A 24331-nucleotide genomic window follows, 5' to 3' on the forward strand; every position below is an offset into this window, starting at 1 on the left:
CGACGTCACGCCGTCGGCGCCGGCCGCTTCCGCGCGAAGTAGGCCCGGCGCTCGGCCTCCGACCGGTTCACGGCGGCGCGGACCTGCAGCAGGTCCTTGCGCGTGACGAGCCCAACCAGCGCGCCGGTCTCCGCATCGGTCACCGGCAGGCGGCCCTGGCCGGTCGTCAGCATCAGGTCGACGGCGTGCGCCGCGACGTCGCCCGGATGGACGACGGCCAGCGACCCATCCGAGACCCGCTCGCTCAGCCGCTCGCCCGCGCGGTTCCCCTCCGCCCGCCACAGCAGCGCGTCGCCGCGGGTGACGAGGCCGACGGGGCGGTGCGCGCCGTCCACCACCGGGTAGGCGTCGTGGCGCCCCGCCTCCACCGCCGCGACCGCCTCGGCGAGCGTCAGGCCGGCGTCGAGCGTCTCGACCGCGGGCACCATCACCGCGGCGACGCGGGTGAGCTCGTAGGGGTCGATGCCGTATTCGCGGGTGATGTGCTGGCCGCGCCGCGCGATCTTCTCCGTCAGGATCGAGCGCTTGAGCAGCAGCACCGTCACCCCGTAGGCGGCCGCCGACGCCGCCAGCAGCGCCGGCAGCGCGTGGACGTCGCCGGTCAGCTCGACGGCGAACAGCGTGCCGGTGAGCGGCGCCCGCATCGTGCCGCCGAGCATCGCCGCCATGCCGAGCAGGGCCCAGAACCCGGGCTCGCCCGGCAGCACCGACCCGACGAGCCAGCCCATCGCCCCGCCGAGGATCAGCAGCGGCGCGAGCACGCCGCCCGAGGTGCCGGACGAGAGCGCGACGAGCCAGATCGCCGCCTTGACCAGCAGGATCAGCAGGACGGCCCGGACCAGCATGTGCCCGCCGAGCAGGTCGGCGATGACGTCGTAGCCGACGCCGAGGGCGCGCGGCTCGACCAGCCCGCCGAGGCCGACGGCGAGGCCGCCGAGCGCCGGCCACCACATCCAGTGGATCGGCAGGCGCTCGAACGCGTCCTCGATCCCGTAGAGCAGCGTCGTCAGCACGCCCGAGAGCAGCCCCGCGACGACGCCGACGGCGACGCAGGCGGCGAGCCCCCACCACGGCAGCACCGGGTCGGCGGCGAAGGGGAAGAGCGGGCCGGACCCGAACAGCGCCGGCCGCAGCATCGTGGCGGTGACGGCGGCGGCCACCACCGGGATGAAGCTGCGCGGGCGCCACTCGAACAGCAGCAGCTCCACCGCGAGCAGCACCGCGGCGACCGGCGTGCCGAAGATCGCGGTCATGCCGGCGGCGGCGCCGGCGACGAGGAGCGTCTTCCGCTCGGCGGCGCTCAAGTGGAAGAACTGCGCGAACAGCGAGCCGATGGCGCCGCCGGTCATGATGATCGGCCCCTCGGCGCCGAACGGGCCGCCGGTGCCGATCGAGATCGCGGACGAGACCGGCTTCAGCACGGCGACCTTCGGCGACATGCGGCTGCCGCCGATCAGGATCGCCTCGATCGCCTCGGGAATGCCGTGGCCGCGGATCTTCTCGGAGCCGAACCGCGCCATCAGGCCGATGACCAGGCCGCCGAGCGGCGGCACGCAGACCATCCAGAGCGACGGCGTCGCCCGCGCCAGCGAGGTCGCCGTCGCGTCGACCCGGCCGAACCAGACGAGGTTCGTCACGAAGGCGATCAGCGCGAGCAGGGCCCAGGCCGCGACCGTGCTGCCGAGGCCGATGATCACGGCCATGGCGCAGAGGCGGACGAGGCGTCGGTCGGTCCGGAAATCGCCGAGAGCCCGACGCCCGGCGGGCGCGGCTGGCTGGGTGGCCTGCATGCGGTCGAACCTCCTGTAGGATGCGATGACGCCCGATATATATCGTAATACGATATATTAAACCCCTGACCGGAGATGCCCGATGGATTCGGATGCGGGGCCCGTCCTCTCGCGGGAGGCCTATGCCGCGATCGCGCGCTTCCGGCTGGAGCTGCGGCGCTTCCTCGCCTTCAGCGAGGCGGCGGCCGGCAAGGTCGGCCTGCCGGCGCAGCAGCATCAGGCGCTGCTGGCGATCGCCGGGCATGACGGGCCGCCCACCGTCGGGTTCGTGGCCGAGCAGCTGCTGATCGCGCCGCAGACCGCGGCGGAGCTGGTCGCGCGCATGGTCGACAAGGGCTTCCTGACCAAGGCCGCTGAGGCCCGGGACCGGCGCCGCATGGCGCTGACGCTGACGCCGAAGGCGATGGCGGTGCTGCAGCAGCTGACGACGGCCCATCTCGCCGAGCTTCAGACGCTGGAGCCGGCGCTGGCCACCGCCCTGGCCACGGCCCTCGACCGCGTGCACGGCCGGCCCGACGCCGGGTGCCCTTGAGGAGCGCCGGGCTTGCGGAACCGGGGCGCTCCGGTCCGAATGCCGGGCGGAGCGGCCGCGGGCCGGCGGCGCGGGAGGACGACCTCGATGATCGAGCTGATCCCGCGGGCGCACCTGTTCGGCAACCCGCTGCGGACCGCCTACCGGATCAGCCGCGACGGGACGCGGCTGGCCTGGCTCGCGCCGGTCGAGGGCGTGCTGAACCTCCGGGTCGGGCCGGCCGGCGACCCGGCTTCCGGCGCGCCGGTGACCGCCGACCGCCACCGCGGCATCCGCGACTACGAATGGGCCTATGACGGGCGCCACCTGCTCTACCTGCAGGACACGGACGGCCACGAGAACCACCGACCCGCTGGCCTACGCGGTCGACCGCGCGCGCTCGCCGGTCCACGTCGCCGACCGGATCCGGGTGCCGCTGCTGATCGCGGAGGGCGCGAACGATCCGCGGGTGCGGCAGGCGGAATCCGACCAGATGGTCGCGGCGCTCGTCGCCAAGCGCATCCCGGTCACCTACCTGCTGTTCCCCGACGAGGGCCACGGCTTCGCCCGGCCGGAGAACAGCCTCGCCTTCCACGCCCGGGCCGAAGCCTTCCTCGGCCGCCACCTCGGCGGCCGCGTCGAGCCGATCCACCGGCACGAGGCCGAGGGACGCGCGATGCGGATCCTGCGCGACGATCCGCCGGCCTGAGAACGGTCGCCTGCGCCGCGACGCGATCCCCTCACGAAAGCGTGTGGCGATCCGCGGCCGAATTGTATGGATCTTGTATTCAAACCAGCAACCTTCCGACCGGTACGTTCGTACCGATGGCATGGTCAACGACAACGTGCATTCCCTGCAAGCGATCGCCGACGCCCTCGGGCTACCCGTGGAAGCCTTCGCGGCCGGAGCGCACGGGGACCGAGCGCAAGGGGCCGGAGAGCGAGAGGCCGGAGCACAGTCGGCCGGCGAGCTCGGCGAGCTGGCGTCCCTGCTGCAGCTCTGGCTCTCGATCCGCGATCCCCAGGCCCGGCGCCGCGTCCTCAACGCGATGCGCGGCGAAGCGGAACGCCCGGGCAGCGGCGGCTGAGCCGGCGCGGGCGGCCGCCGCGCGGACCTTCAGGCGGGCGGGAGGGCGTCGAGCGCGCGGGACAGGTCGGCCAGGAGGTCGTCCTCCGCCTCGAGCCCGATCGACAGCCGCAGCAGCCCGCCGGTGATGCCGGCGATCGCGCGCGCCTCGGGATCCATCGCCGCATGGGTCATGGTCTCGGCGTGCGAGATCAGGCTCTCGACCCCGCCGAGGGACTCGGCCAGCGTGAACACCCGCAGCACCGCCACGAACCGCCGCACCGCCTCGCGCCCGCCCGCGAGCTCGAAGCTCAGCATGGCGCCGAAGCCGCTCTGCTGCGCCTTGGCGAGGGCGTGGCCCGGATGGGTCTCAAGGCCGGGATAGTACACCGCGGCGACGGCCGGGTGGCCGGCCAGGAACGCGGCGAGACGCCCGGCGGTCTTCTGCTGCTGCTCGATCCGCACGAACAGGGTGCGCACGCCCCGCAGCGTGAGGTAGGCGTCGAACGGCGAGCTGGTGACGCCGATGGTGTTGGCCCAGGCGGCGAGCTCGTCGCCGACCTTGGCGTCGGCCGCGACCACCGCGCCCCCGACCACGTCGGAATGCCCGTTGAGGAACTTGGTGGTCGCGTGCACGACGAGGTCGGCCCCGAGCGCCAGGGGCCGCTGCAGGGCCGGCGACAGGAAGGTGTTGTCGACCACCGAGAGCGCGCCGGCCTCGCGGGCGAGCCCGGTGACGCGGCGGACGTCGACGACGCGCATCAGCGGGTTGCTCGGCGTCTCGATCAGCACGACCTTGGGCCTTCCCGCGAAGGCCGCGGCCAAAGCCGCCGGGTCGTTCTGGTCGACGAAGGCAACCGTGTAGTGCCCGCGCGCGCTGCGCAGGCTGAGCAGGCGGTGCGTGCCGCCGTAGCAATCGTGCGGGGCGATCAGGAGGTCGCCCGGCCGCAGGCTCGACAGCGCCAGGTCGAGGGCCGCCATGCCGCTCGACACCACGACCGCGCGGGCGCCGCCCTCGAGCTTGGCGATGGTGTCGGCGAGCTGGTCGCGCGTCGGGTTGCCCAGCCGCGAGTAGTCGTACGGCCCCGGCTTCTCGAAGGCCGGGAACTTGTAGGTCGTCGAGAGATGGATCGGGGCGATGACGGCGCCGTACGCGGTGTCCTCGGCCACGCCGTTGGTGGCCGCGATCGTGCGCGCTGCTTTCGGTTCGGTCATCGCTTCCCCTCCTCCCGGGAATCGGTCCGCGGTGCGATCCGACGGCCCCGCCGAGGCGTTCTTTATAGAGGACGAAACGATCTTACAACGGAACGTGACGTCGCGCGCCGCCTTTCAGTCCTTCACGACCAGCGGGCGCACCGGCGGCAACGCCGCGGCCCCATCCTCGCCGGGCACGAGGCCGCAGCGGAAGGCGGCCTCGCGCGGGAGCAGCGGGTCGAGCAGCGCGCGGCGGGCGGCGAGCACGCCGATGCTGCGCTCCGCCCCCACGGCCTCCGGGCCGGGCAGCGCGACGACGAGGTGCTCGACCGCGTAGCGGTAGCGCGCGGTGCGCTCGGCCAGTTCGAGCCGGACCCAGGCGATCAGGCATCGGTTCTCGGCCACCCGCATGGCGGCGTTGCGCACGTCGACATCGTCGAGCGCCCTGGCGAAGGGAAGGCTGCGCAGCCGCAGGACGTCGGCGTCGATCACCCGCGCGGCGATCGCGACGAAGGGCGGGATCAGCCGGGCGTCGGCGGTCGCGTCCTCGGACAGCCGGCGGTAGCGCGAGACCGGCGAGCGGGCGGGCTCGGCGACGAGGGCGTCGTGATAGGCGGCGACGTCCCCCGGGCGCCACGAGGGCGGCAGCACGCGGGCGCGGGTGAGGTTGGCGAGCACGTCGACGAACGCGGCCTCGGGGGCCGCCGGCATCAGGAAGCGCCAGGCGCGCGCGCGCAGCGTCTGCTCCTCGTCGGTCAGCGGGAAGGCGGAGGCCGGCTCCTCGCGCTCGCGGGCGGCCAGCGTCCCGGTGGTCTCGACCAGGCTGTTCCAGGCGCCGGCCTTCGGGCGGCCGAAATCGCCCTCCTGGGCGCAGGCGGCCAGCAGCGCGGTGAGGAGCGCGGCGGTGAGCGCGCAGGTCGCGACCGGGCTCGCGCGGCGCCGGGCGCCGGCGATCGGAATCGGCACGCGCCGGGCCTGACTCGGCCGGGGCTGACTCGGCCGGCCCTGACTTGGCATGGTCCGCCTCGTTCGGGTGTCGATGGGGTGGGACGCGGGGATCGTCGGGCCGGCGGGTCGCCCGCCGGGGGCCGGATCAGGAGGCGAGGCGCTCGTAGCGCACGCCGAGGAACAGCAGGATCTCGCCGCGGCGCTCGCCGGCCTCGGGACGCCGGGGGGGCCGGGGCGCGGCGGGGAACGGCACCACGCGGCCGGCCGGCACGCGCGGCGCGACGTCGTCGACGGCCGGCGGGTCGGAACGGAGGGCGGCGGGTCGGGAGACGGTCATGGGGGGCACCTGTCGGCTGATCCGGGCATCGCGCCCGGGCCCCGGGGCGGGGCGTCGGCAAGGGCGACGGCGTGTCGATGGCCGGCAGATCAGCACGCCATGGTTAACGTATCGTTTCCCCGAGACGCGCTCGCAAGAACGGCGTGCGGAGCCTCGTCGCGCGGCGCGTGCCGGCCCCGGCACGCCGTTGGCCTGCCCCTTGCAGGATCGGATCCGCCCATGGCGGGCGTTTCCTCCCAACGACTGGGCCCTGCTCGCGACCCGGGCGGGGCCCTTCTTCTGCGCCGGGCCGATCCGTGCCGGCGGACGCCGTCGCCCGGGGGATCGCGGCCGATGCTGCGTTGCGGTGGCGGAGCGGCCGCAGCGGAACCGTCGCACGGTCAGGGCGCTTGCCTAGCGACCGTCGGGCCCGATATGCCGTGCCATTCGCGGATGCGCCCCTCTCGGACCCGCCGCCCGGGATTCCATGACCGACAAGCAAGGACCACGCTGAATGCGACTGGACACGTTTCGACACGCCCGTGGCGCAAGGCTGCCCCGGATGCTCCGCCCCGTGGCGCTGGCGGCCCTCCCGCTCGCCCTGCTGGCGCTCGCCGGCAGCCCGGCGCAGGCCCAGCGCGAGGACCAGGGGCTGCAGCTCGGCTGCGCCAACGACTATTTCCGCCTCTGCGCGGGCGTCGACCCGAACAGCCCGGCGGCTGAGGCCTGCATGACGCGCAACCGCAAGCGCCTCTCGCCCGAGTGCCGCAACGCCATCGGCGACTACGACAAGCGCACCGGCGGCAAGTCGATGCCGGAGGATTGATCGGTCCGGGCGCGTCCGCGACGCGCCCGAAGCGACGATGCGGACGACGAGCGGCCGGCTCGGTCCGGGGGGATGCGGCGATTCCCCAGGGAGCCGGCCGCGTCATGAGTGGAGCCCGACGACATGGCTTTGACCGTTGCGGTCCAGATGGACCCAATCCAGGCGATCCGCATCGCCGGCGACACCACCTTCGCCCTGCTGCTCGAGGCGCAGGCGCGCGGCCACCGGCTGATCTACTACACCCCCGACCGGCTCTCGATGCAGGGCCGCCGCGTCACCGCGCGGGTGCAGGCGCTGACCGTGCAGGACGTGGAGGGCGCGCACGCGACGCTCGGCGAGATCGAGCGGATCGACCTGTCGGAGGCCGACGTGGTGCTGATGCGCCAGGACCCGCCCTTCGACATGGCCTACATCACCGCGACCCACATGCTGGAGAAGATCCACCCGCAGACGCTGGTGGTGAACAACCCGGCTGAAGTCCGCAACGCGCCGGAGAAGCTCTTCGTCCTCGACTTCCCCGACCTGATGCCGCCGACGCTGATCTCCCGCGACAAGGCGGAGATCGAGGACTTTCGCCGCGAGCACGGCACCGTGGCGATGAAGCCGCTGCACGGCCACGGCGGCGCGGCGGTGTTCCGCGTCTCCGAGACCGACCCGAACTTCGGCTCGATGTTCGACCTGTTCTCGGTCACCTTCCGCGAGGCGTGGGTGGTGCAGCGCTTCCTCGAGAAGATCACCGAGGGCGACAAGCGCATCATCCTGGTCGACGGCGAGCCGATGGGCGCGATCAACCGCGTGCCGGCCCTGAACGACATCCGCTCCAACATGGTCCGCGGCGGCGCCGCCCGGCCCTCGGACCTGACCGAGCGGGAGCGCGAGATCTGCGCCACGATCGGCCCGGAGCTGCGCCGCCGCGGCCTGATCCTCGTCGGCATCGACGTGATCGACGGGCACCTCACCGAGATCAACGTCACCTCCCCGACCGGCATCCGCGCGATCAAGCGCCTGGGCGGCCCGGACCTCGCCGTGAGCGTGTGGGACGCGATCGAGGCGCGCGTGGCGGGCTGAGGCGAAGCGGCTCGGCGGGGCGCGTCCGTCGCGGAGCCTCGCCGTATTCCGGCGCGAAGGACTGCCGCGGAAGCGGATGCCGCCGCCCGCGACTGCGCCATTGACTGACGGTGTCAATGACCTATATCGCACCATGCCAAGGCCGCTGCACACCGTGTCCGAGACGGCGGCGTACCTCGCACGCTGCGACAGGCTCGGGCTCACGCCGGACGAACGCGCGCGCATCGTCGATCAGGTCGCAGCCGATCCAAGCGGCGGCGATGTGGTTCGCGGCTCGGGCGGCGTGCGGAAGGTCCGCTTCGGCGGCTCGGGCGGGTACCGCGTGATGGTGGCCTATCTCGGCGACAGGGTGCCGGCCTATCTCCTGTCGATCCTGCCGAAAGGACAGCAGGCCAATTTCACCAAGGCGCAGATCGAGGTCATGCACGGCCTGACCAAGAGCCTGAAGCGCCAGTGGAGCCTGAAGCTCAAGGAAGGGCGTGCCGATGATTGACGTGACGAACGACGTGTACGGCGATATCGTCGCCGGGCTCGAGCAGGCGGCGGCGCATGGGGGGGGCGAGGCCGTATCCGGCATGGTCGTCCACGTTCCCGATGCGATCGACGTCGCCGAGATCCGGCGGCGTACGGGCAAGGCCCAGCCGGCCTTCGCCGCGAGCATCGGCGTCCCCGTCGGTACGTTGCGTCAGTGGGAGACCCGGCGCCGGCAGCCGCGGGGCGCTGCGCTCGTCCTTCTGGCGATGATCGCGACGAACCCGCGCTTGGTGGAGGAGACGCTGGGCCGCCAGGCGTGAGGCACCGCCCCGGGACGTCCAGGTCCCCGCGCGACGTCCATGGTCCGGCGCGCATCCGGTCGATCGGCGATGGCCGGATCGTTTGGCGCTCCTCGACGCCGGGCGACTGCGGACGAAGCCTCAGGTCTCACGTCTCCGATTTCGGCGTCGCGTTCAATTCGGCCCAATCGAACTCCTCCTCCAGCACGAAGTAGGCGTCGTCGCCGATCGCGCCCTCGCGGCGCAGGCGCATGACCGTGTCGCGGGCGGCGCCGATGGCGCGGCGGCGCAGGCCGTCGGTGGGCAGCGATTCCGGGGCGCGGCCCTCGTCGTGGTCCTCGGCCGCCGCGAGCGCGCCGCGAAGCTCCTCGCGCAGGGCCTCGGTGCCGGCGTCGTCCTCGGCCCCCTCGAGGCTGTCGAGCGCCGCGCGGTAGGCTTCGGCCCGGGCGCGGCCCACCTCGCGGCCGACCGGGTCGTCGTCCTCGAGGCCGAGCCGGGCGAGCAGCGGGTTCAGGGTCAGGCCCTGGACCACGAGGGTGCCGAGCACCGTGCCGAAGGCGGCGAACACGATGAGGTCGCGCTGGGGGAAGCCCTGCGGCAGGGCGAGCGCCGTGGCGATGGTGAGGATGCCGCGCATCCCCGCCCACGACACCGCGATCGCGCCGCGGAAGGCGTGGCCGCCGGGCTCGGCGAAGGCGAGGCCGGGCAGGGCGGAGGCCGGCAGCACCCAGGCGATCCGCACCAGCACCACCGTGGCGAAGACCGCGCCGGCGAGCGCGAGCGCGCCGAGCTGGTCGGCGCCGGCGAGGCGCTGCAGGATCGGGCCGATCTGGATGCCGATCAGCACGAAGGCCAGCACGTTGAGCACGAACACCGCGGTGTTCCAGACCGCGTAGGAGATGATGCGAGTGCGCGGCGCGGTGATGCCGGGGGTGCCGCGCGCCACGGTGATCGCGAAGGCGACCAGCGTCAGCACCCCCGACATCTCCAGGCGCTCGGCCGCGATCCAGATGCCGAAGGCGGCCACGAACTGCAGCACGATGGTGCTGGCCGCATCCTGCACCCGCCGCATCCCGGCGACGAAGGCGAACCCCGCGAGCGGCCCGACGACCAGGCTCGCGACCACGCCGACGAGGAAGGTCGGGCCGGCCTCGGAGGCGTGGAAGGCGCCGCTCGCGGCGGCCGCGACGCCGAGCCGGTAGATCAGCAGCGAGCCGGCATCGTTGAGCAGGCTCTCGCCGCGCAGGATGGTGGTGAGGCGGTGCGGCAGCGAGACGTGGCGCAGCACCGAGAGCGCGGCCACCGCGTCGGGCGGCGCGACGATCGCGCCGAGCACGATGCAGGCGGCGAGCGGCATGCCCGGCACCAGCAGCTTGGCGACGACGGCGACGGCGATCGTCGTCACCGCCACCGCGCCGAAGGCGAGGCCGGCGATCGGGCGCCAGTTCACCCGCAGGTCGCGCAGCGAGGTGGCGTAGCCGGCATCCATCAGCACGGGGGCGAGGAACAGCGCCAGCGCCAGCTCGGGGTCGAGCTCGAGGTTCGGCACGCCCGGCACGAAGGCCAGCCCGACGCCGCCGAGCGCCAGGAAGGCCGGATACGGCGCCCCGATCCGCCGCGCGAAAGCGGCCAGAAGCACCGCGCCGAACAGGACGCCGACGACCCAATCGAAGATGATCATGGATCGGAGATAGGGCGCTGCGGGCGGCGCGGCGGAGCAAGCTCGGGATTTGCCGAGTTCAGGATTTGCCGAGCCGGTCGCGGATCCAGGCCTGTGCCGCGTCGAGGTCGACGAAGACGGGGGCCCGCGGGTCGTCGAGCGGCCCGAAGCCGGCCTCCAGGAACCAGCGGCCCGCCCCGTCCTCGTGCTGGTCGGACAGGCGCACCAGCACGGCGACGAGGAAGCCGTCGGAGAAGACGAGCCGGCTCTCGTGGTCGTCGCTTCCCGTGGCGACCTGCACGGGCTGCAGGAACAGGCTCATGCGGCGGCCCGCTCGCCGAGATGGAGGTAGTTGGGCTTGAATTCGGCCAGCGCCCTCAGCCGGGGCAGGTCGATGATCCGCACCCGCTTGCCGCGGAACTCGATGAGCCCGGACCGGCGCAGCTCCTGCAGCGTGCGGTTGAGGTGCACGTTCGACAGGCCGGTGGTGTCGGCGAGATCCAGCTGCGTGAGCGGCAGGTCGTAGCTGTCGTCCTCGGCCAGCCCCACCACCTGCAGCCGGATGCGAAGCTCGCAGAACAGGTGCGCGAGCCGCTCCAGGGCCGAGCGGCAGCCGACGTTCACCAGCCATTCGCGCAGCGTCGCCTCGTCCACCAGCGTGGTCATCCGGAGCGCGCGGGCGATCCGGGGATGGCTCTCCATCACCTCGACCACCGTCCTCGGCGGGATCAGCACCACGCGGCAGGCCGACAGCGTGGTGATCGAGTGGTCCATCGCGTCCAGCAACGCCACGTCGAGGTCGCAGAGGTCGCCCGGGACCAGGTAGGCGGTGATCTGGCGGGTGCCGGTGGCGCGCACCTTGTGGCGGCAGGCGATGCCCTCCAGGATCAGGAACACGCCCTGCGGCGCGTCGCCCTCGCGGGCGAGGTCGGTCTGCGACGGGACGATCCGCGACGGGGCGCTGATCCGCTCCAGCAGCGCCTCGTCGGCCTCCGACAGGGCCGCGAAGCCCTCGAGCTTGCGCACGAGCGGGTTGCGGCCCCTGGCCGCCCGAAGCCGCCGGACCGGTGCGGTCGGCGCATCGCCGGCGGACGCGCGGCCGACGGGCTCGACGTGGGTCGGGGGCGCATGGACCGCCCCCTCATGCGCCGGCGCCGATCCGGCGGCGGCCAAAGCCGGCTCGTCGAGGGCGGGCTGGTCGATGGCCGGCTCGTCGAGGGTCAGCGCGTCGAGCAGGGCCACCACGTCCCAGGGCAGCGCCGGCTTGCGCAGCCAGGCCTCGTCCCGGACGTCGCGGGCGGTGGGGTCGTCGCGCTCGAGGCCGGAATGGACGAGGAAGGGCAGCCGGCACTGGCGCAGCCGCGCGATCAGGGCGTCGGAGGGTCCTTCCTTGAGCACCAGGTCGACGACCGCCACGCTCGGCGCCTCCCGCTCCAGTGACAGCAGCGCCTCGGCCGCCGTCGCGAACGGCCCGAGCACCCGGTAGCCCGCCCCCTCCAGGGCGTCGCTCAGATCCATGGCGACGATCGCGTCGGCTTCGGCGACCAGCACCGCCGGTTGCTGGGCCACGTCTTTCATTCGGATCTCCGGACGCGAAGGCGGCCGCCCCTTCGAGCAGCGCAGAGAGCAAGGTTTCGAATTCTAGACATACGCGAATGCCGCCCGGAAGAGGCACGGGAGCGTCAGTATGATAGCCAACACTTGGGTCTGTCTGCAATCATACAAACATCGAGGCGCGAAACTTTTCGATTGACCTCGCGGCGGGCGAGCGCTCATCTGGCCCATCGCCTGCCGGGGAGACGAGGCGCGGGCGCCTGGGAGACAGCGCGTGCTCTTGCCCGATCGGGACCGAGCGATGCCGGCACCGCAGCGATCCAGCGTCCGCAACCGCTTGCTGAGGGCGCTCTCGCCCGCCGACTTCGCGTTGCTCCAGCCGGCCCTGCAGCCGGTCGCGACCGAGCTGCGACAGACCCTGATCGCGCCCGACGAGCCGATCCGGACGCTGTACTTCCCCGAGGACAGCCTCGCCTCGATCGTCAGCGGGGCCGCCGGCAGGGTCGAGATCGGCGTGATCGGGCGGGAGGGCCTGGTCGGGGCCGCGCCGGTGCTGCTCGCCGTCGACCGGTCGCCGTTCCACCACTTCGTCCAGAGCCCGGGCGGGATGCTGTCCATCGCCACCGCGGACCTGCTGGCCGCGGTCGACGAGAGCCCGACCCTGCGCGGGCTGCTGCTGCGCTTCGTCCAGATCCTGATGCTGCAGACGGCGCAGACCGCCTTCGTCAACGCGGCCTACAACATCGACGTGCGCCTCGCCCGCTGGCTGCTGATGTGCCACGACCGGCTGGAGGGCGACGACCTCGTGCTCACCCACGAGTTCCTGTCCCTGATGCTGGGCGCGCAGCGCAGCAGCACGACCCTGGCGGTCCAGGCCCTGGAGGGGCACGGCCTGATCCGCGCGCGGCGCGGCCGCATCACGATCCTGAGCCGCGAAGGCCTGGAGGCGGTCGTGGACGACGGCTACGGCCTGCCCGAGCGCGAGTACGCCCGGTTGATCGGGAGCCTGTGATGCCGCGGTACTTCTTCCATGTCCGGCACCGCGAAGGCCCGGCGGGGCTGGCGATCGACGAGGAGGGCGACGAGCTCGCCGACGTGGAGGCCGCCCGCGCGCGGGCGCTCGCCGTCGCCCGCCGGATGATCGCGCAGGACCGCCTGACGCTGATCCGCGACTGGATGGTGTGCAGCTTCGAGATCGCCGACGAGGCCGGCGAGCGCGTGCTCACGGTGCCGTTCGGCGACACCGTCCCGGACGAGGACGGCCCGGGCTGACCCGCCGGCCTCGCGGCCGCGGGCCGGCGCGCTGCCCGGGCTCAATACTGCACGGTCGCCCGCACCCCGAGCACGGTGGCGTTCTTCAGCCGGCGCCCGTCCGCGTCGGCGACGCCGCCGCTCGGGCGGATGATGTACTGCACGTCCGGCTGCACGGTGAAGCCCGGCACCACCAGCCCCTGGTAGGTCGCCTCCAGCGCGGTCTCGGCCCGCCGCCGCGGGATCGCGGTGCCGGTGAACAGGATGGTGTCGGTGTCGGCCCGGCGCGCGTCGTCGGCGTAGCGGGCATAGGCGATGCCGGCGCCGATCGTGTCGTCGTCGCGCCCCGGGATCAGGCCCTTGTAGGCCAGGCCGGCATCGACGTAGGCCGAGATCAGGCTGGAGCGCGTCGGCGAGAGCGAGGCGCGCACGAACACCGACAGGCCCTCGTCGTCCTTCTCGGGCTCGATCAGCAGGCTCTGGTCGATCATCGCGTAGAGGCCGGCATTGCCCCGGCGCTGGCGCGGCACGCCGGACGAGGCCGGGTCGGCGAGGGACAGGCCGAGCGTGTCGCGGCGCAGGTCGTCGAAGCGGCCGAAATGCTGCCAGCCGCCGAACGTCACCGTGCCCGGCAGCGCCGTCGAGCCCTTCTCGGTGTTGTAGGAATAGGCCGCCTCGGCCACGATCAGGGCCGGGTCGTTCGTGCGGAAGTTCGTGCCGGTGCGGTTGAGGCGCTGTTCCTCCGCGTCGTCGCCGGGGCGGTTGGCGCCGGCCGGATCGCCGTCATAGATCCCGGCCTGGAACGACAGGCCGCCGCCGGGCTCGAATTTTACGCGAACGGCCGGCGCCGCCACCGGATAGGCCGGGCCGCCGGAAGGCAGGTTGGCGCTGGTGATCGCCGGCCAGCCGAAGCTCGAGTTCACGAACAGCGTCGCGGTCTGGCTGACGAAGAACTCGGTGTCGGCGGCCTGCTGGCCGATGCGCAGGCCGAGCTTGCCGTCGAGGAACTGCTGGTCGAACCACAGCACGTAGAGCCGGGTCGCGGGCAGCGCCCCGATCACGCTGACGTCGAGCAGGTTGCCGACGTAGTAGCGCGACAGGCCGGTGCCGTGGATGAAGTAGGCGTTGGCGTGCACGCTCGCGCCCTGCCAGCCGGCGAGCTTGTCGAGGTCGAGGTAGAGCCGCAGGTTCAGCCGGTCCTCGACCACCGCCCCCTGCCGCATCCCGCCGGTCGGGTTGCCGAGCACGTCGGTGATGTAGGTGAGGCTGTACTGGATGCCCCGCTCCTTCAGGACCGGGCGCAGGCCGAACGGATCGCCGAGCGGCCCGAGATAGGGCTCGACCGAGCGGGCATAGCCGCCCGAGGTCTGGCTCGTGGTCTCGGGCTGCGCCACCGAGGTCCGCACGTCGCCGCCGGCGCCTTCGCGGATCACCGGAATGACCGGGGGCGCCGGCGATGCCTGCTGCGCTTGCGCAAGCGTCGGGAGGCCGAGCATCGCGGCGGCGAGGCAAGGGAGCAGGCGGCTGCGCGGAAGGGGGGCTGGACGCGACACGACTGAACCCTGAAGCGCTCGTGGCCCGATCCTAGCCCCACCGAACGGGCCTGTCCCGTGCAGGTTAAGCACACCGGCCGGGTTCCGGGCCGAAGGGATGCTTCGGAGGGCCGATGAAGCGCGGATCTCCTCGCTCTCACAGATCTCGGGCTTGCCCGAGAACTGCACGTCGTGTGCCCAAACCTGCCCGTCCTGTGTCCAAATCGGAGAGACCCGACTTGGATGCGGGAGAGGGACACGGCGAGGGGGACAGGTCTTTCCGGACAGGTCGCACCCCGACCTCTCCCGGACCGGAGCGGGGGCCGCGTCGGCGCTTCGCGCGATCCCTTCGACGAGGCCCGCGGCTTTGCGCCCGCGGCACGGTTTTCGTACAGCCGGCCGATCCGTCGCCAGCCGTGAGCGAGACCATGCCCGAGACACCCGTCTTCTCCCACGGCGCCGTCGCCGCCCCGCACCACCGCGCCGCGCAGGCCGGGCAGACCGTGCTGGCGCAGGGCGGCAACGCGATCGAGGCGATGACCGCGATGGCCGCGACGATCGCCGTGGTCTACCCGCACATGAACGGCATCGGCGGCGACGGGTTCTGGCTGGTGCGCGAGAAGGGCGGCCGGGTGCGCGGCATCGAGGCCTGCGGGCCGGCCGGCGCGCTCGCCACCCGGGCGCGCTACCGTGAGCGCGAGCTCGACGCGATCCCGTCCCGCGGCCCCGACGCCTGCGTCACGGTCGCGGGCGCCGTCGGCGGCTGGCGGCTGGCGCTGGAGCTGTCGCGGGCGCTCGGCGGCAGGCTGCCGCTGGAGACGCTGCTCGCCGACGCGATCCGCCACGCCCGCGAGGGCTGCCCGGTCTCGCCCTCGGAGGGGCGCTACGTGCCGAAGGAGCTCGACACCCTCCACGACGCCCCGAACTTTTCCGCGACGTTCCTCAAGGCGGGCAAGCCGTGGCCGGTGGGCGACGTGCGGAGGTTGCCGGCGCTGGCCGCGACCCTGGAGCAGCTCGCCCATGCCGGGCTCGACGACTTCTACCGCGGCGACGTCGGCCGCGAGATCGCCGCCGACCTCGAGCGCCTCGGCGCGCCGGTGACGCGGGCCGACCTCAAGGCCTACCAGCCGCGCGAGCGCGCGCCGCTCTCGATCCGCCGCCGCGACGCGACGCTCTACAACTTCCCGCCGCCGACGCAGGGCCTGGCGGCGCTGCTGATCCTCGGCATCGTCGACCGCCTCGACATCCGCCAGGCGGAGACCACGGCGCATTACCACGGGCTGATCGAGGCGACGAAGCGCGCCTTCGCGATCCGCGACCGGGTGGTGACCGACCACGACCGCCTGACCTCGGACCCGGCGACCTACCTCACGCCCGAAAGCCTCGCCCGCGAGGCGGCGCAGGTGGACATGGCGCGCGCCGCCGCGATCCCGCTGCGGAACCCCGGCGAGGGCGACACCGTGTGGATGGGCGCGATCGACGCCGACGGCCTGGCCGTGTCCTACATCCAGTCGATCTACTGGGAATACGGCTCGGGCTGCGTGCTGCCGAAGACCGGCATCCACTGGCAGAACCGCGGCACGTCGTTCTCGCTCGACGCCGACGCCGTGAACCCGCTGGAGCCGGGACGGCGCCCGTTCCACACCCTGATCCCGGCGCTCGCCTGCTTCGACGACGGCCGGGTGATGGCCTACGGCTCGATGGGCGGCGACGGCCAGCCGCAGTTCCAGGCGCAGATCTTCACCCGCTACGCCGATTACGGCCGCGGCCCCGCCGACGCGGTCGACGCCCCGCGCCTGCTCTATGGCCGCACCTGGGGCGCGGAATCGCTGACGGTGAAGGTCGAGGACCGCTTCGACCCGGCCTGCATCCGCGCCCTCGAGCGCATGGGCCACCGGATCGAGGAGCTCGGCGGCGCCTACATCGACTCGCTCGGCCACGCCGGCATGCTGGTGCGCTACGCCAGGAACGGGCGGATCGAGGCGACGCACGACCCGCGCTCGGACGGCGGCGCGCTGGGGTTGTGAGGGAACGGGCGGCCGGAGGCGCGCCGCGACGCCTCCGCGGCGGACCCGGGCGCGATCGGATGGGTCGGCCCACGGGCCGCGATCGGCCGCTCCCTCGGGGGCGGCCGGATGGCGAGGATCCGGCCGCGCCGGCCGCCGTGCCCGTCCGGCGAGATCAGGCGGCCGCCGCGGCGAGGACGCAGCGGAGCTGCTCGTCCAGGTCGCGCGCGACGCCGTCGACCTCGGGGTTGCCGAACTGGCCGAAGGTGGTGGCCGGGCGGTCGTACTCGAACGCGACGCGGCCCTCGGCATCCTCGCGCAGGAGCACCCGGACCGGCGCGTACAGGGCGGCCGAAAGGACGTGCCGGGTCATCCGCGCGGCCGTCAGCGGGTTGCCGATGTCGTACTGGACGGCCTTGCGCACGAGCCCGGCGGTGCGGAGCAGCCCGCCATGGTCGCGGGCGCCGAAGATCGAGAGCGGCGCCTGGCGCTCGAGGAGGTCGCGCGCCGCGTCCACCTGCCCGTCCAGCAGCAGCTCGGCATAGGCGTGGTCGAGGCGCGGCACCGACGCCTCCAGGGCGGACCGCACCGCCTCGAAGGACTTGGGGGAGCGCAGCGTCACGTGCTCGATCGTGACCTGGGTCGCGGATATCGGGTCGTTCATGGGATCGATGCCTCGGGTCTCTCGCCTCGGGTTCTCGGGCTCGATCGCGCGCGCCGGACGCGTGGCCCGCCTCCGCTGCGGCCGACCGATCGCCGTATGCCTGAAGGAGGGCGCGGAGCGGCGTCCGCAAGACGGACAAGATATCTACGCCATCGATACTTGGGATCGATCGCATCTGTTTGATCGATAGAGTGGCCGTTCGCATCTTCGCCTCATCGAACGACGGGCAGCCCCGTCGCAATTGAGGATCGACGGATGACCCACCGCACCATCACCCTCGCCGCCGCCCTGGCCCTGACCATCGGGACCCTCGCCGCGGCCCCCGCCTCCGAGGCGACCGCCACCGGAAACGCCGTCGCCGTGCCCGCCGTGCTCGGTGCGGGCTATCACGTGCCGGGCGTGGCGCTCGGCGCCGCCGACGTCCGCGCGCAGGGCGGCCTTCTCGTGCCGAACCTGACGCGGTGGCGGCCCGCATCCGTTGCCGAGGCGTCGGCCGAGCGCTTCCAGGCGCCGGCCGCCTTCACCGTCGCCTACCGGACCCGCGGCATCGCCACGAATGCCGCCCAGGTCCTCAAGCAGGGCGGGTTCGCGACCGCCGGCGCCGTGCGCTGGCTGCCCGATGTCCCCGCCTCGGCCGAGGTCGGCGCAAGCACCGTGACGCTCGGGGCCCTGTGAGCGGGGACCGGTCCGCGGAGCGAGCCTCAACCCTGCGAAGCCCTGGCCGATCGCGCGCATCGGCCAGGACTGCAGATCCGCTTGATGCGCCGCCGCGCCGCGCGCCTTTCGCTCGACCGGGTCGACGGGTTTGCGGCCGGTCCGCCCGCGGCCGTAGATGGTCCGGCGCGGACATCGCCGATGTCCTGCCGAGGAGGCTTCGATGGCGACCGAGCAGACCACGATCCGGACACGCGACGGCGCCTGCCCGACGCATGTCGTGACGCCTGCCGGTGGCGGGCCGTGGCCGGCGGTGATCCTCTACATGGACGCCGGCGGCATCCGCCCGGCGATGCTCGACATGGCGCGGCGGCTCGCCGATGCCGGCTACGTCGTCCTCGTCCCGGATCTGTTCTACCGCTACGGCCCCTACGGGCCGTTCGTGCCGCGCGACGTCCTGGCGGCCGGCTTCCGCGCCATCCTCGGCCCGCTGATGGCGACGACCGACCCGATCAAGGCCGCGGAGGATACCGGTGCCGTCCTGGCCTATCTCGACACGCGCGACGACGTCGCGGGACGCAGGGTCGGTGCGGTCGGCTTCTGCATGGGGGGCGGCATGGCGCTTGCCGCGGCGGGAACCTACCCCCACCGATTCGCCGCCGCGGCGAGCTTCCACGGCGGCAACCTCGCCACCGATGCGCCGACGAGCCCCCACAGGCTCGCGCCCGCGCTGACGGCGGAGATCCACATCGCCGCGGCCGAGAACGACGACAGCTATCCGCCCGCGATGGCCGCGCGCCTGGAGCACGCCCTGGCGCAGGTCGGCGTGCGCTACACGGCGCGGACCTATCCCGCCGCGCATGGCTGGATGATGCCGGATTTCCCCGTCCACGATCCCGACGCCGCCGAGCAGGGCTGGCACGCGATGCGCGCCCTCTTCGGCCGCACGCTGCACGGCGGCGGATAACGGCGCGCCGCGGATCGCCCAGGGCCCTTCCGAAAAGACCGGCCGCCCTCCCCCGCCCGAGGCGCGGTCCGGCGCCTGCGCCGGGGATCGATGCCCCGCTCTCGGACGCGGGCCGCGAGCAGGGTCCCCCCGTGTTCGGATCCCTCGGGCGCGCGAGGTCCGCCTATTGCCGCCCTATTCGTGCGGGCGTCCCGGACGAACCCCGATCGATCGGCCGTCCGCGATCCTATTCGAGCCGTCGCGGGCCCGCGCATCGAGGCGATGTGCATCACATCGGGGGCTCAGGCCCGGGCGGTGCTGATGAGGCTCCAGCCGCCGCCCCCGGAAAGTGCAGCCTTTGTGCAACGGCGGCCCAATCTTGGCACTAAGGTGCCTGAAACCGCTATTTTTTTGGGCGACGCTGTAGAATAATTCTCCAGGTTGAGACGGAAGAGGTCGGACCGCAAGACGGCGCTTGGGCCATCGCCGAACAGAACTCGCACCGGACAAGCGAGGTTCGGCACGATGGTCTCGAGGCGACGTGCCCGACATTCGAGATCCCTGGGGTAGGAACGAGAACATGATGAAGACCTGGCTTGCCGCAGGTGCGGTCGCCCTCACCGTCGGCATGAGCACCACCGTTCTGGCCGGTCCGGTCACGCAGCCCGGCGAGCAGGTCGGCCTCGCCTACGGCCCGCTGCCGCAAGGCGTCTACGCGATCAACACCTTCAGCACCGGCCGCGGCGACGCGCGCAACAGCCCGGACGTCGGCGTCAACGTGCCGATCCTGGTCTGGTCGACCGGCTACAAGGTGCTCGGCGCGACCATCATGCCGGTGATCGCGGTCCCGTCGGTGTTCGTGGGCACGAACAACCCGGCCGGCGTCGCCAACCAGGACCAGAGCTACTTCTACAACCCCTTCATCGGCAACATCTTCGCCTGGGATCTCGGCAACAAGATCAGCGCCGCCTACCTCGTCGGCGCCTATGTCGGCGTCGGCGACCGCGGCTCGCTCTGCAACGGCGCTCCCGGCGCCGCCTGCATCGCCGGCGGTGCCACCCCGGTGCTGCCGCAGGTCGCCGGCACCTCGATCCGCAACACCGGCGGCATCTCCTACACCGGCGAAGGCTGGAACCTGACCGCCGCGCTCACCCACATCCTGCAGGTGGACGACGCGCCGCGCTTCGGCGGCCAGGTCGGCGCCGCCCTCGGCCCGATCCCGAATTCCGACGGCCTCTACATCGACCTGACCGCGACCAAGACCTTCGGCAAGTTCGAGATCGGCGCCGTGGCCTACGGCTACACCGACCTGCCGGTGAACCGGAACCGGGCGATCTACGCGAACTACCAGAAGCAGGGCACGTTCGCGGCCGGCGGCCTGATCGGCTACGACTTCGGCATCTTCAAGACGCAGCTCATGGTGACCCGCACCGTCGCTGACCGCGGCGTCGGCCCGTTCGCCGACGAGACCCGCGGCTGGGTCCGCTTCATCGCGCCACTCTACACTACCGCCGCCGCCGCGGTCGCCGCGCCGACCCCGCTCGTCCGCAAGTACTGATCGCCAAGACCGATCGCGAACACCGATCGCCAACGACCGATCGACCGACGATGCCGGCTCCCCGTGAGCCGGCATCGTCATGTCGGGTGGCCGCGATCGTCGCGAACCGCGTCCATCGGCCGATGCGGAGCGATCGCCGCGGACCGGTCGCCCGCGAGGCACGACGAAAAGCCCCGCGCGGCTCGAGCCGGCGGGGCTGAGTGTGAGAATCGAAGCAAAGGGGAAACGGAAGCTTCGCCTTCTCAGGATCGACAGCATATCGATCGCCGACCCGACATCAAGGTCTGATTTCATAAGTCACGGATCTTGGTACGGAATTACAGTTTTGACGATCCGTTCCGTGAGAAAAACGAATCGGATATTGACCTCGCAATGCCTCGAAGGATCGGCAGCAGCCCGGCAGCATGCTCCGCTCGGCATCGGCATGGTGCCGGCATGCGCAGCACCGATCCGGTGCCCCCCCGGGCCCACCGCGCGCATCGGCGCCCCCGACCTCTGAAACGGACGGCCCCCGCACGGCCTGAGGCGGCGGCGGTCGACCGGCCCGCCGGCCGGCGCCAGGCTGGCGGCCATGCAGGGTCCACAGCGCCTCGGATCGCAGGACCGGTGACGGATCGATCGGGTGCCGCTCCGGGGGCCGGCGCGACCCGGTCCGCGAGCGTGCGGGTCGAGCGTCCGCTGCCGCGGCTGATCGCGCAGCGCCGAACCTGGCTCGCTGCCGCCGTCGGCGCGGGCCCGCGGCTCCGCGACGACCGGAGCCGGCCGCGCCCCTGACCGCCGACGGCTGAAAACCGATCCCCGCATCCGGCGCCGTTCAAGCCTTCACCATCCGGCCTTGACCTTCCCACCGTTGGAAGCCCCATCTCGGCTCCATGCTGAACGCTGACGCCGACACGCTCACCCCGACCGCGACCGCGCCGCACGCGCCGGCCGACACCCGCACCGTCGCCCTGCCCGTCTCGGGCATAACCTGCGCGTCCTGCGCCGGCCGCATCGAGACGGCGTTGCGGGCGGTGCCGGGCGTGGCGAGCGCCTCCGTGAACCTCGCCACCGAGCGCGCCAGCGTCACCGTCGCGGCCGGGGTGCCGACCGCGGCCCTCGCGCAGGCGGTGACGGATGCCGGCTACGACGTCGCGGCCGAGACCGTCGATCTCGCGGTCACGGGCATGACCTGCGCGTCCTGCGCCGGGCGGGTGGAGGCGGCGTTGCGGGTCGTGCCCGGCGTCTCCGCGGCCGCGGTCAACCTCGCCACCGAGCGGGCGCGGGTGACGGTCGCGGCCGGCACCGTCACCGCCGACGCGCTCGTCGCGGCGATCGAGGCGGCCGGCTACGAGGCGGCCCCGGCGGCACCCGCGGGCGGGGCCGAGGCCGCGGACGTCCAGCGGGACGCCGCCGCGCGCCGCGACGGGCTCCACCTCCTCGTCGCAGGCCTGCTCGCGGCGCCGCTGGTCGCGCCGATGCTGCTGATGCCGTTCGGGATCGCGTGGATGCCGCCCGGCTGGCTGCAGCTGGCGCTCGCCACCCCGATCCAGCTTTGGCTCGGCGCCCGATTCTACCGGGCCGGCTGGCGCGCGCTGCGGGCCGGCGCCGGCAACATGGACCTGCTCGTCGCGCTCGGCACCTCGGCGGCCTACGGCCTCAGCCTGGTCGAGCTGGTCCGGGCCGAGGCGCACGGCCACGCGGCGCCGCACCTGTATTTCGAGGCCTCGGCGGTGGTGATCACCCTGGTGCTGCTTGGCAAGCGCCTGGAAAGCCGCGCCAAGCGGCGCACCGCGTCGGCGATCCGCGCGCTGACGGCGTTGCGCCCCGAGCGTGCGCGCCTGCGCCGGCCGGACGGCAGCGAGGCCGAGATCGACGTCGCGGCGCTCCGGGTCGGCGACATGGTCGTGGTCCGCCCCGGCGAGCGGCTGCCCGCCGACGGCACCGTCCGCGCCGGCGCGAGCCAGGTCGACGAGGCGCTGATCACTGGCGAGAGCGTGCCGGTCGCCAAGGCGGTCGGCGACCGGGTCGTCGGCGGCGCGATCAACGGCGACGGCCTGCTCGTGGTCGAGGCCGTCGCGGTCGGCGCGGAGGCGACCCTGGCGCGGATCATCCGCCTGGTCGAGGACGCGCAGGCGGCCAAGGCCCCGATCCAGCGCCTGGTCGACCGGGTCAGCGCGGTGTTCGTGCCGGTGGTGCTCGGGCTGGCGCTTCTCACCTTCCTCGGCTGGTGGCTCGTGGCCGGCGTCGGCGTCGAGGCCGCGCTGATCGACGCGGTGGCGGTGCTCGTGATCGCCTGCCCCTGCGCGCTCGGCCTGGCGACGCCCACGGCGATCATGGCCGGCACCGGCGTCGCGGCGCGCCACGGCATCCTGATCAAGGACGCGGAGGCGCTGGAGGTGGCCCATGCCCTCGACACGGTCGCCTTCGACAAGACCGGCACGCTGACGGAGGGACGCCCGACGGTGACCGAGCTCGAGCCCGCACCGGGCATCGCGCGGGCCGACCTCCTGCGCCGCGCCGCGGCGCTGCAGGCCGGCAGCGAGCATCCCCTCGCCCGCGCCGTCGCGGCGCTGGCCGCCGCCGAGGGCGTGTCGCCGCCGGCCGCATCCGACCTGCGGGCGTTGCCCGGCCGCGGCGTCGCCGCCGTGGTGGAGGGCCGCACGCTGCGCCTCGGCAGCCGCCGGCTGATGGACGAGGACGGCGTCGACCTCACGGCGCTCGCCGCGCGGGCCGAGGCGTTGGCGCGGGACGGCCGCACCGTCTCGTGGCTCGCCGAGGCGGGTCGCGACCCGGACCAGGCGCCGCGGCTCCTCGGCCTGATCGCGTTCGGCGATGCGATGAAGCCCTCGGCGGCCGCGGCCGTGGCCGCGCTCCGCCGGCGCGGCCTGCGCATCGTGATGCTGACCGGCGACAATCGCGGCAGCGCCGCCCGGGCGGCCGAGGCGCTCGGCCTCGACGCGGTCACGGCCGAGCTTCTGCCGGAGGACAAGGCGGCGGCGATCCTGCGCCTGAAGGCCGGCGGGCGTCGGGTCGCCATGGTCGGCGACGGCGTCAACGACGCGCCGGCGCTCGCGGCCGCCGATGTCGGCATCGCCCTGAGCAGCGGGACCGACGTCGCGATGCACGCCGCCGGCGTCACGCTGATGCGCGGCGATCCCGTGCTGGTCGCCGACGCCGTCGACATCGCCCGGCGGACCTACGCCAAGATCCGGCAGAACCTGTTCTGGGCGCTGGCCTACAACGTCGTCGGCATTCCGCTCGCGGCCGCCGGCCTGCTCAGCCCGATGGTCGCCGGCGCCGCGATGGCGTTCTCCAGCGTCAGCGTCGTCGGCAACGCGCTGCTGCTGCGCCGCTGGCGCCCGGCCGCGGAGGCGCGGCGATGATGACCATCGGCGAGGCCGCACGGGCCTCCGGCGTCTCGGCCAAGATGATCCGCTACTACGAGAGCACCGGCCTGATCGACCGGGCGGCCCGATCGGAAGCCGGCTACCGGCACTACACCGAAGCGGAGATCCACACGTTGCGCTTCATCCGCCGGGCGCGCGACCTTGGCTTCACCGTGGAGCAGATCGGCGTGCTGCTGGCGCTGTGGCGCGACCGGGGCCGGGCCAGCGCCGACGTGAAGCGCATCGCGCTCGAGCACGTCGACGCGCTGGAGCGGAAGGCGGCCGAGCTCCACGCGATGAGCCGGACGCTGACCGCGCTCGCCGCACGCTGCCACGGCGACGACCGCCCGGACTGCCCGATCATGGAGGATCTGGCGGAGGCCGGACCTGTTCCGGAAGGCGCACCGGGCGGCCCCGCCCGGTTCGGGCTGGGTCGGTCGGCGCATCGGCGCGATGAGGAATGACGAGGCGGACGCCGCATCGGGAGCCGCTGCCGAAGGTGATACCCTAAACGCAAACAGCCGGCCTGCGTGGTGCGCGGGCCGGCTGTTTGCGGTTATGTGAGGTGTATGTGGTGTGTTTGGTTGCGGGGACAGGATTTGAACCTGTGACCTTCAGGTTATGAGCCTGACGAGCTACCGGGCTG

General features: G+C 73.1%; 24 protein-coding genes. 15 read left to right on the top strand and 9 right to left on the bottom strand.

The features are described from left to right. Positions 1–5: 5 nt before the first annotated feature. Positions 6–1790 (bottom strand): chloride channel protein, encoded by a 1785-nt coding sequence (locus MKK55_RS05795; protein WP_147859938.1) that lies wholly within the window; start codon positions 1788–1790, stop codon positions 6–8. A gap of 82 nt (positions 1791–1872) precedes the next feature. On the opposite strand from MKK55_RS05795, the gene MKK55_RS05800 reads away from it, so the two are divergent. From MKK55_RS05800 to MKK55_RS05810, 3 genes are all read left to right on the top strand, one after another. Continuing rightward, positions 1873–2322 carry a MarR family winged helix-turn-helix transcriptional regulator gene (locus tag MKK55_RS05800; RefSeq protein WP_147729017.1) on the top strand — a complete coding sequence of 150 codons (450 nt, stop codon included), beginning with the start codon at positions 1873–1875 and terminating at the stop codon, positions 2320–2322. 292 nt (positions 2323–2614) lie between these two features. Next, entirely contained in the window at positions 2615–3010 is a 396-nt protein-coding gene (locus tag MKK55_RS05805) for an alpha/beta hydrolase family protein (RefSeq protein ID WP_243933705.1), read from the top strand. Between the two features lie 121 nt (positions 3011–3131). Further along, positions 3132–3389: a hypothetical protein gene (locus MKK55_RS05810; RefSeq protein ID WP_147729018.1), complete on the top strand. Its 258-nt coding sequence runs from the start codon at positions 3132–3134 to the stop codon at positions 3387–3389. Positions 3390–3418: 29 nt separating this feature from the next. Here MKK55_RS05810 and metB read toward each other — a convergent pair whose 3' ends face one another. The 3 genes from metB to MKK55_RS05825 all read right to left on the bottom strand — a co-directional run bounded on the left by metB (position 3419) and on the right by MKK55_RS05825 (position 5846). Continuing rightward, entirely contained in the window at positions 3419–4582 is a 1164-nt protein-coding gene (gene metB / locus MKK55_RS05815) for a cystathionine gamma-synthase (RefSeq protein WP_243933706.1), read from the bottom strand. Between the two features lie 114 nt (positions 4583–4696). Next, on the bottom strand, positions 4697–5521 hold the full coding sequence (locus MKK55_RS05820; RefSeq protein ID WP_409566022.1) for a hypothetical protein: 825 nt from the start codon (positions 5519–5521) through the stop codon (positions 4697–4699). A 133-nt stretch (positions 5522–5654) separates the two neighbouring features. After that, positions 5655–5846 (bottom strand): hypothetical protein, encoded by a 192-nt coding sequence (locus MKK55_RS05825; RefSeq protein WP_243933708.1) that lies wholly within the window; start codon positions 5844–5846, stop codon positions 5655–5657. A 541-nt stretch (positions 5847–6387) separates the two neighbouring features. Here MKK55_RS05825 and MKK55_RS05830 point away from each other — a divergent pair. The 4 genes from MKK55_RS05830 to MKK55_RS05845 all read left to right on the top strand — a co-directional run bounded on the left by MKK55_RS05830 (position 6388) and on the right by MKK55_RS05845 (position 8513). Beyond that, positions 6388–6651 carry a hypothetical protein gene (locus MKK55_RS05830; protein WP_147729324.1) on the top strand — a complete coding sequence of 88 codons (264 nt, stop codon included), beginning with the start codon at positions 6388–6390 and terminating at the stop codon, positions 6649–6651. A gap of 123 nt (positions 6652–6774) precedes the next feature. Continuing rightward, complete coding sequence (gshB, locus tag MKK55_RS05835; protein WP_147729325.1) at positions 6775–7719, top strand: glutathione synthase; 945 nt, start codon at positions 6775–6777, stop codon at positions 7717–7719. 154 nt (positions 7720–7873) lie between these two features. Then, a complete protein-coding gene (locus MKK55_RS05840) occupies positions 7874–8212 on the top strand; it encodes a type II toxin-antitoxin system RelE/ParE family toxin (RefSeq protein ID WP_243933709.1) in 339 nt (112 codons plus the stop codon). After that, positions 8205–8513 carry a helix-turn-helix domain-containing protein gene (locus tag MKK55_RS05845; RefSeq protein ID WP_243933710.1) on the top strand — a complete coding sequence of 103 codons (309 nt, stop codon included), beginning with the start codon at positions 8205–8207 and terminating at the stop codon, positions 8511–8513. Before MKK55_RS05840 ends, MKK55_RS05845 begins: the two co-directional genes overlap by 8 nt. Positions 8514–8640: 127 nt before the next feature. Here the strand turns inward: MKK55_RS05845 and MKK55_RS05850 are convergent, their stop codons facing one another. Genes MKK55_RS05850 through MKK55_RS05860 form a run of 3 tightly spaced genes read right to left on the bottom strand, consistent with a single transcriptional unit; the run spans position 8641 to position 11730 of the window. Continuing rightward, complete coding sequence (locus MKK55_RS05850) at positions 8641–10173, bottom strand: cation:proton antiporter (protein WP_243933711.1); 1533 nt, start codon at positions 10171–10173, stop codon at positions 8641–8643. Positions 10174–10231: 58 nt separating this feature from the next. Continuing rightward, the gene (locus MKK55_RS05855; RefSeq protein ID WP_147728911.1) at positions 10232–10474 is read right to left on the bottom strand and encodes a hypothetical protein; all 243 of its coding nucleotides are present in this window, start codon (positions 10472–10474) and stop codon (positions 10232–10234) included. Further along, positions 10471–11730 carry a helix-turn-helix domain-containing protein gene (locus tag MKK55_RS05860; protein ID WP_243933712.1) on the bottom strand — a complete coding sequence of 420 codons (1260 nt, stop codon included), beginning with the start codon at positions 11728–11730 and terminating at the stop codon, positions 10471–10473. The genes MKK55_RS05855 and MKK55_RS05860 overlap by 4 nt, the downstream gene beginning before the upstream one ends. A 277-nt stretch (positions 11731–12007) precedes the next feature. Here MKK55_RS05860 and MKK55_RS05865 point away from each other — a divergent pair, with 277 nt between their 5' ends. Both MKK55_RS05865 and MKK55_RS05870 read left to right on the top strand, forming a co-directional pair. Further along, positions 12008–12718 (top strand): Crp/Fnr family transcriptional regulator, encoded by a 711-nt coding sequence (locus MKK55_RS05865; protein WP_243933713.1) that lies wholly within the window; start codon positions 12008–12010, stop codon positions 12716–12718. Beyond that, a complete protein-coding gene (locus MKK55_RS05870) occupies positions 12718–12978 on the top strand; it encodes a DUF6894 family protein (RefSeq protein ID WP_147728908.1) in 261 nt (86 codons plus the stop codon). The genes MKK55_RS05865 and MKK55_RS05870 overlap by 1 nt, the downstream gene beginning before the upstream one ends. Positions 12979–13019: 41 nt before the next feature. On the opposite strand, the gene MKK55_RS05875 is transcribed toward MKK55_RS05870, so the two are convergent. Then, positions 13020–14453, bottom strand: a complete 1434-nt coding sequence (locus tag MKK55_RS05875; protein WP_243933724.1) for a carbohydrate porin — start codon at positions 14451–14453, stop codon at positions 13020–13022. Positions 14454–14917: 464 nt separating this feature from the next. On the opposite strand from MKK55_RS05875, the gene MKK55_RS05880 reads away from it, so the two are divergent. Continuing rightward, positions 14918–16516 (top strand): gamma-glutamyltransferase family protein, encoded by a 1599-nt coding sequence (locus MKK55_RS05880; protein WP_243933715.1) that lies wholly within the window; start codon positions 14918–14920, stop codon positions 16514–16516. Between the two features lie 154 nt (positions 16517–16670). On the opposite strand, the gene MKK55_RS05885 is transcribed toward MKK55_RS05880, so the two are convergent. Continuing rightward, positions 16671–17159, bottom strand: a complete 489-nt coding sequence (locus tag MKK55_RS05885; RefSeq protein WP_243933716.1) for a DUF302 domain-containing protein — start codon at positions 17157–17159, stop codon at positions 16671–16673. Between the two features lie 255 nt (positions 17160–17414). Between MKK55_RS05885 and MKK55_RS05890 the strand changes: the two genes are divergently transcribed. The 5 genes from MKK55_RS05890 (at position 17415) to cueR (ending at position 24149) form a co-directional block, all read left to right on the top strand. After that, positions 17415–17834, top strand: a complete 420-nt coding sequence (locus MKK55_RS05890) for a hypothetical protein (RefSeq protein ID WP_243933726.1) — start codon at positions 17415–17417, stop codon at positions 17832–17834. Between the two features lie 202 nt (positions 17835–18036). Continuing rightward, on the top strand, positions 18037–18780 hold the full coding sequence (locus MKK55_RS05895; protein ID WP_243933717.1) for a dienelactone hydrolase family protein: 744 nt from the start codon (positions 18037–18039) through the stop codon (positions 18778–18780). Positions 18781–19339: 559 nt separating this feature from the next. Next, positions 19340–20317 carry a transporter gene (locus MKK55_RS05900; protein WP_147728801.1) on the top strand — a complete coding sequence of 326 codons (978 nt, stop codon included), beginning with the start codon at positions 19340–19342 and terminating at the stop codon, positions 20315–20317. Positions 20318–21189: 872 nt separating this feature from the next. Continuing rightward, positions 21190–23682, top strand: a complete 2493-nt coding sequence (locus MKK55_RS05905; RefSeq protein WP_243933718.1) for a heavy metal translocating P-type ATPase — start codon at positions 21190–21192, stop codon at positions 23680–23682. Beyond that, complete coding sequence (gene cueR, locus MKK55_RS05910) at positions 23682–24149, top strand: Cu(I)-responsive transcriptional regulator (RefSeq protein ID WP_243933725.1); 468 nt, start codon at positions 23682–23684, stop codon at positions 24147–24149. Before MKK55_RS05905 ends, cueR begins: the two co-directional genes overlap by 1 nt. The last annotated feature ends 182 nt before the right edge of the window (positions 24150–24331 follow it).

This window comes from Methylobacterium sp. J-059 (assembly GCF_022829485.1).
In the GTDB taxonomy this organism is placed as follows: Bacteria; Pseudomonadota; Alphaproteobacteria; order Rhizobiales; family Beijerinckiaceae; genus Methylobacterium.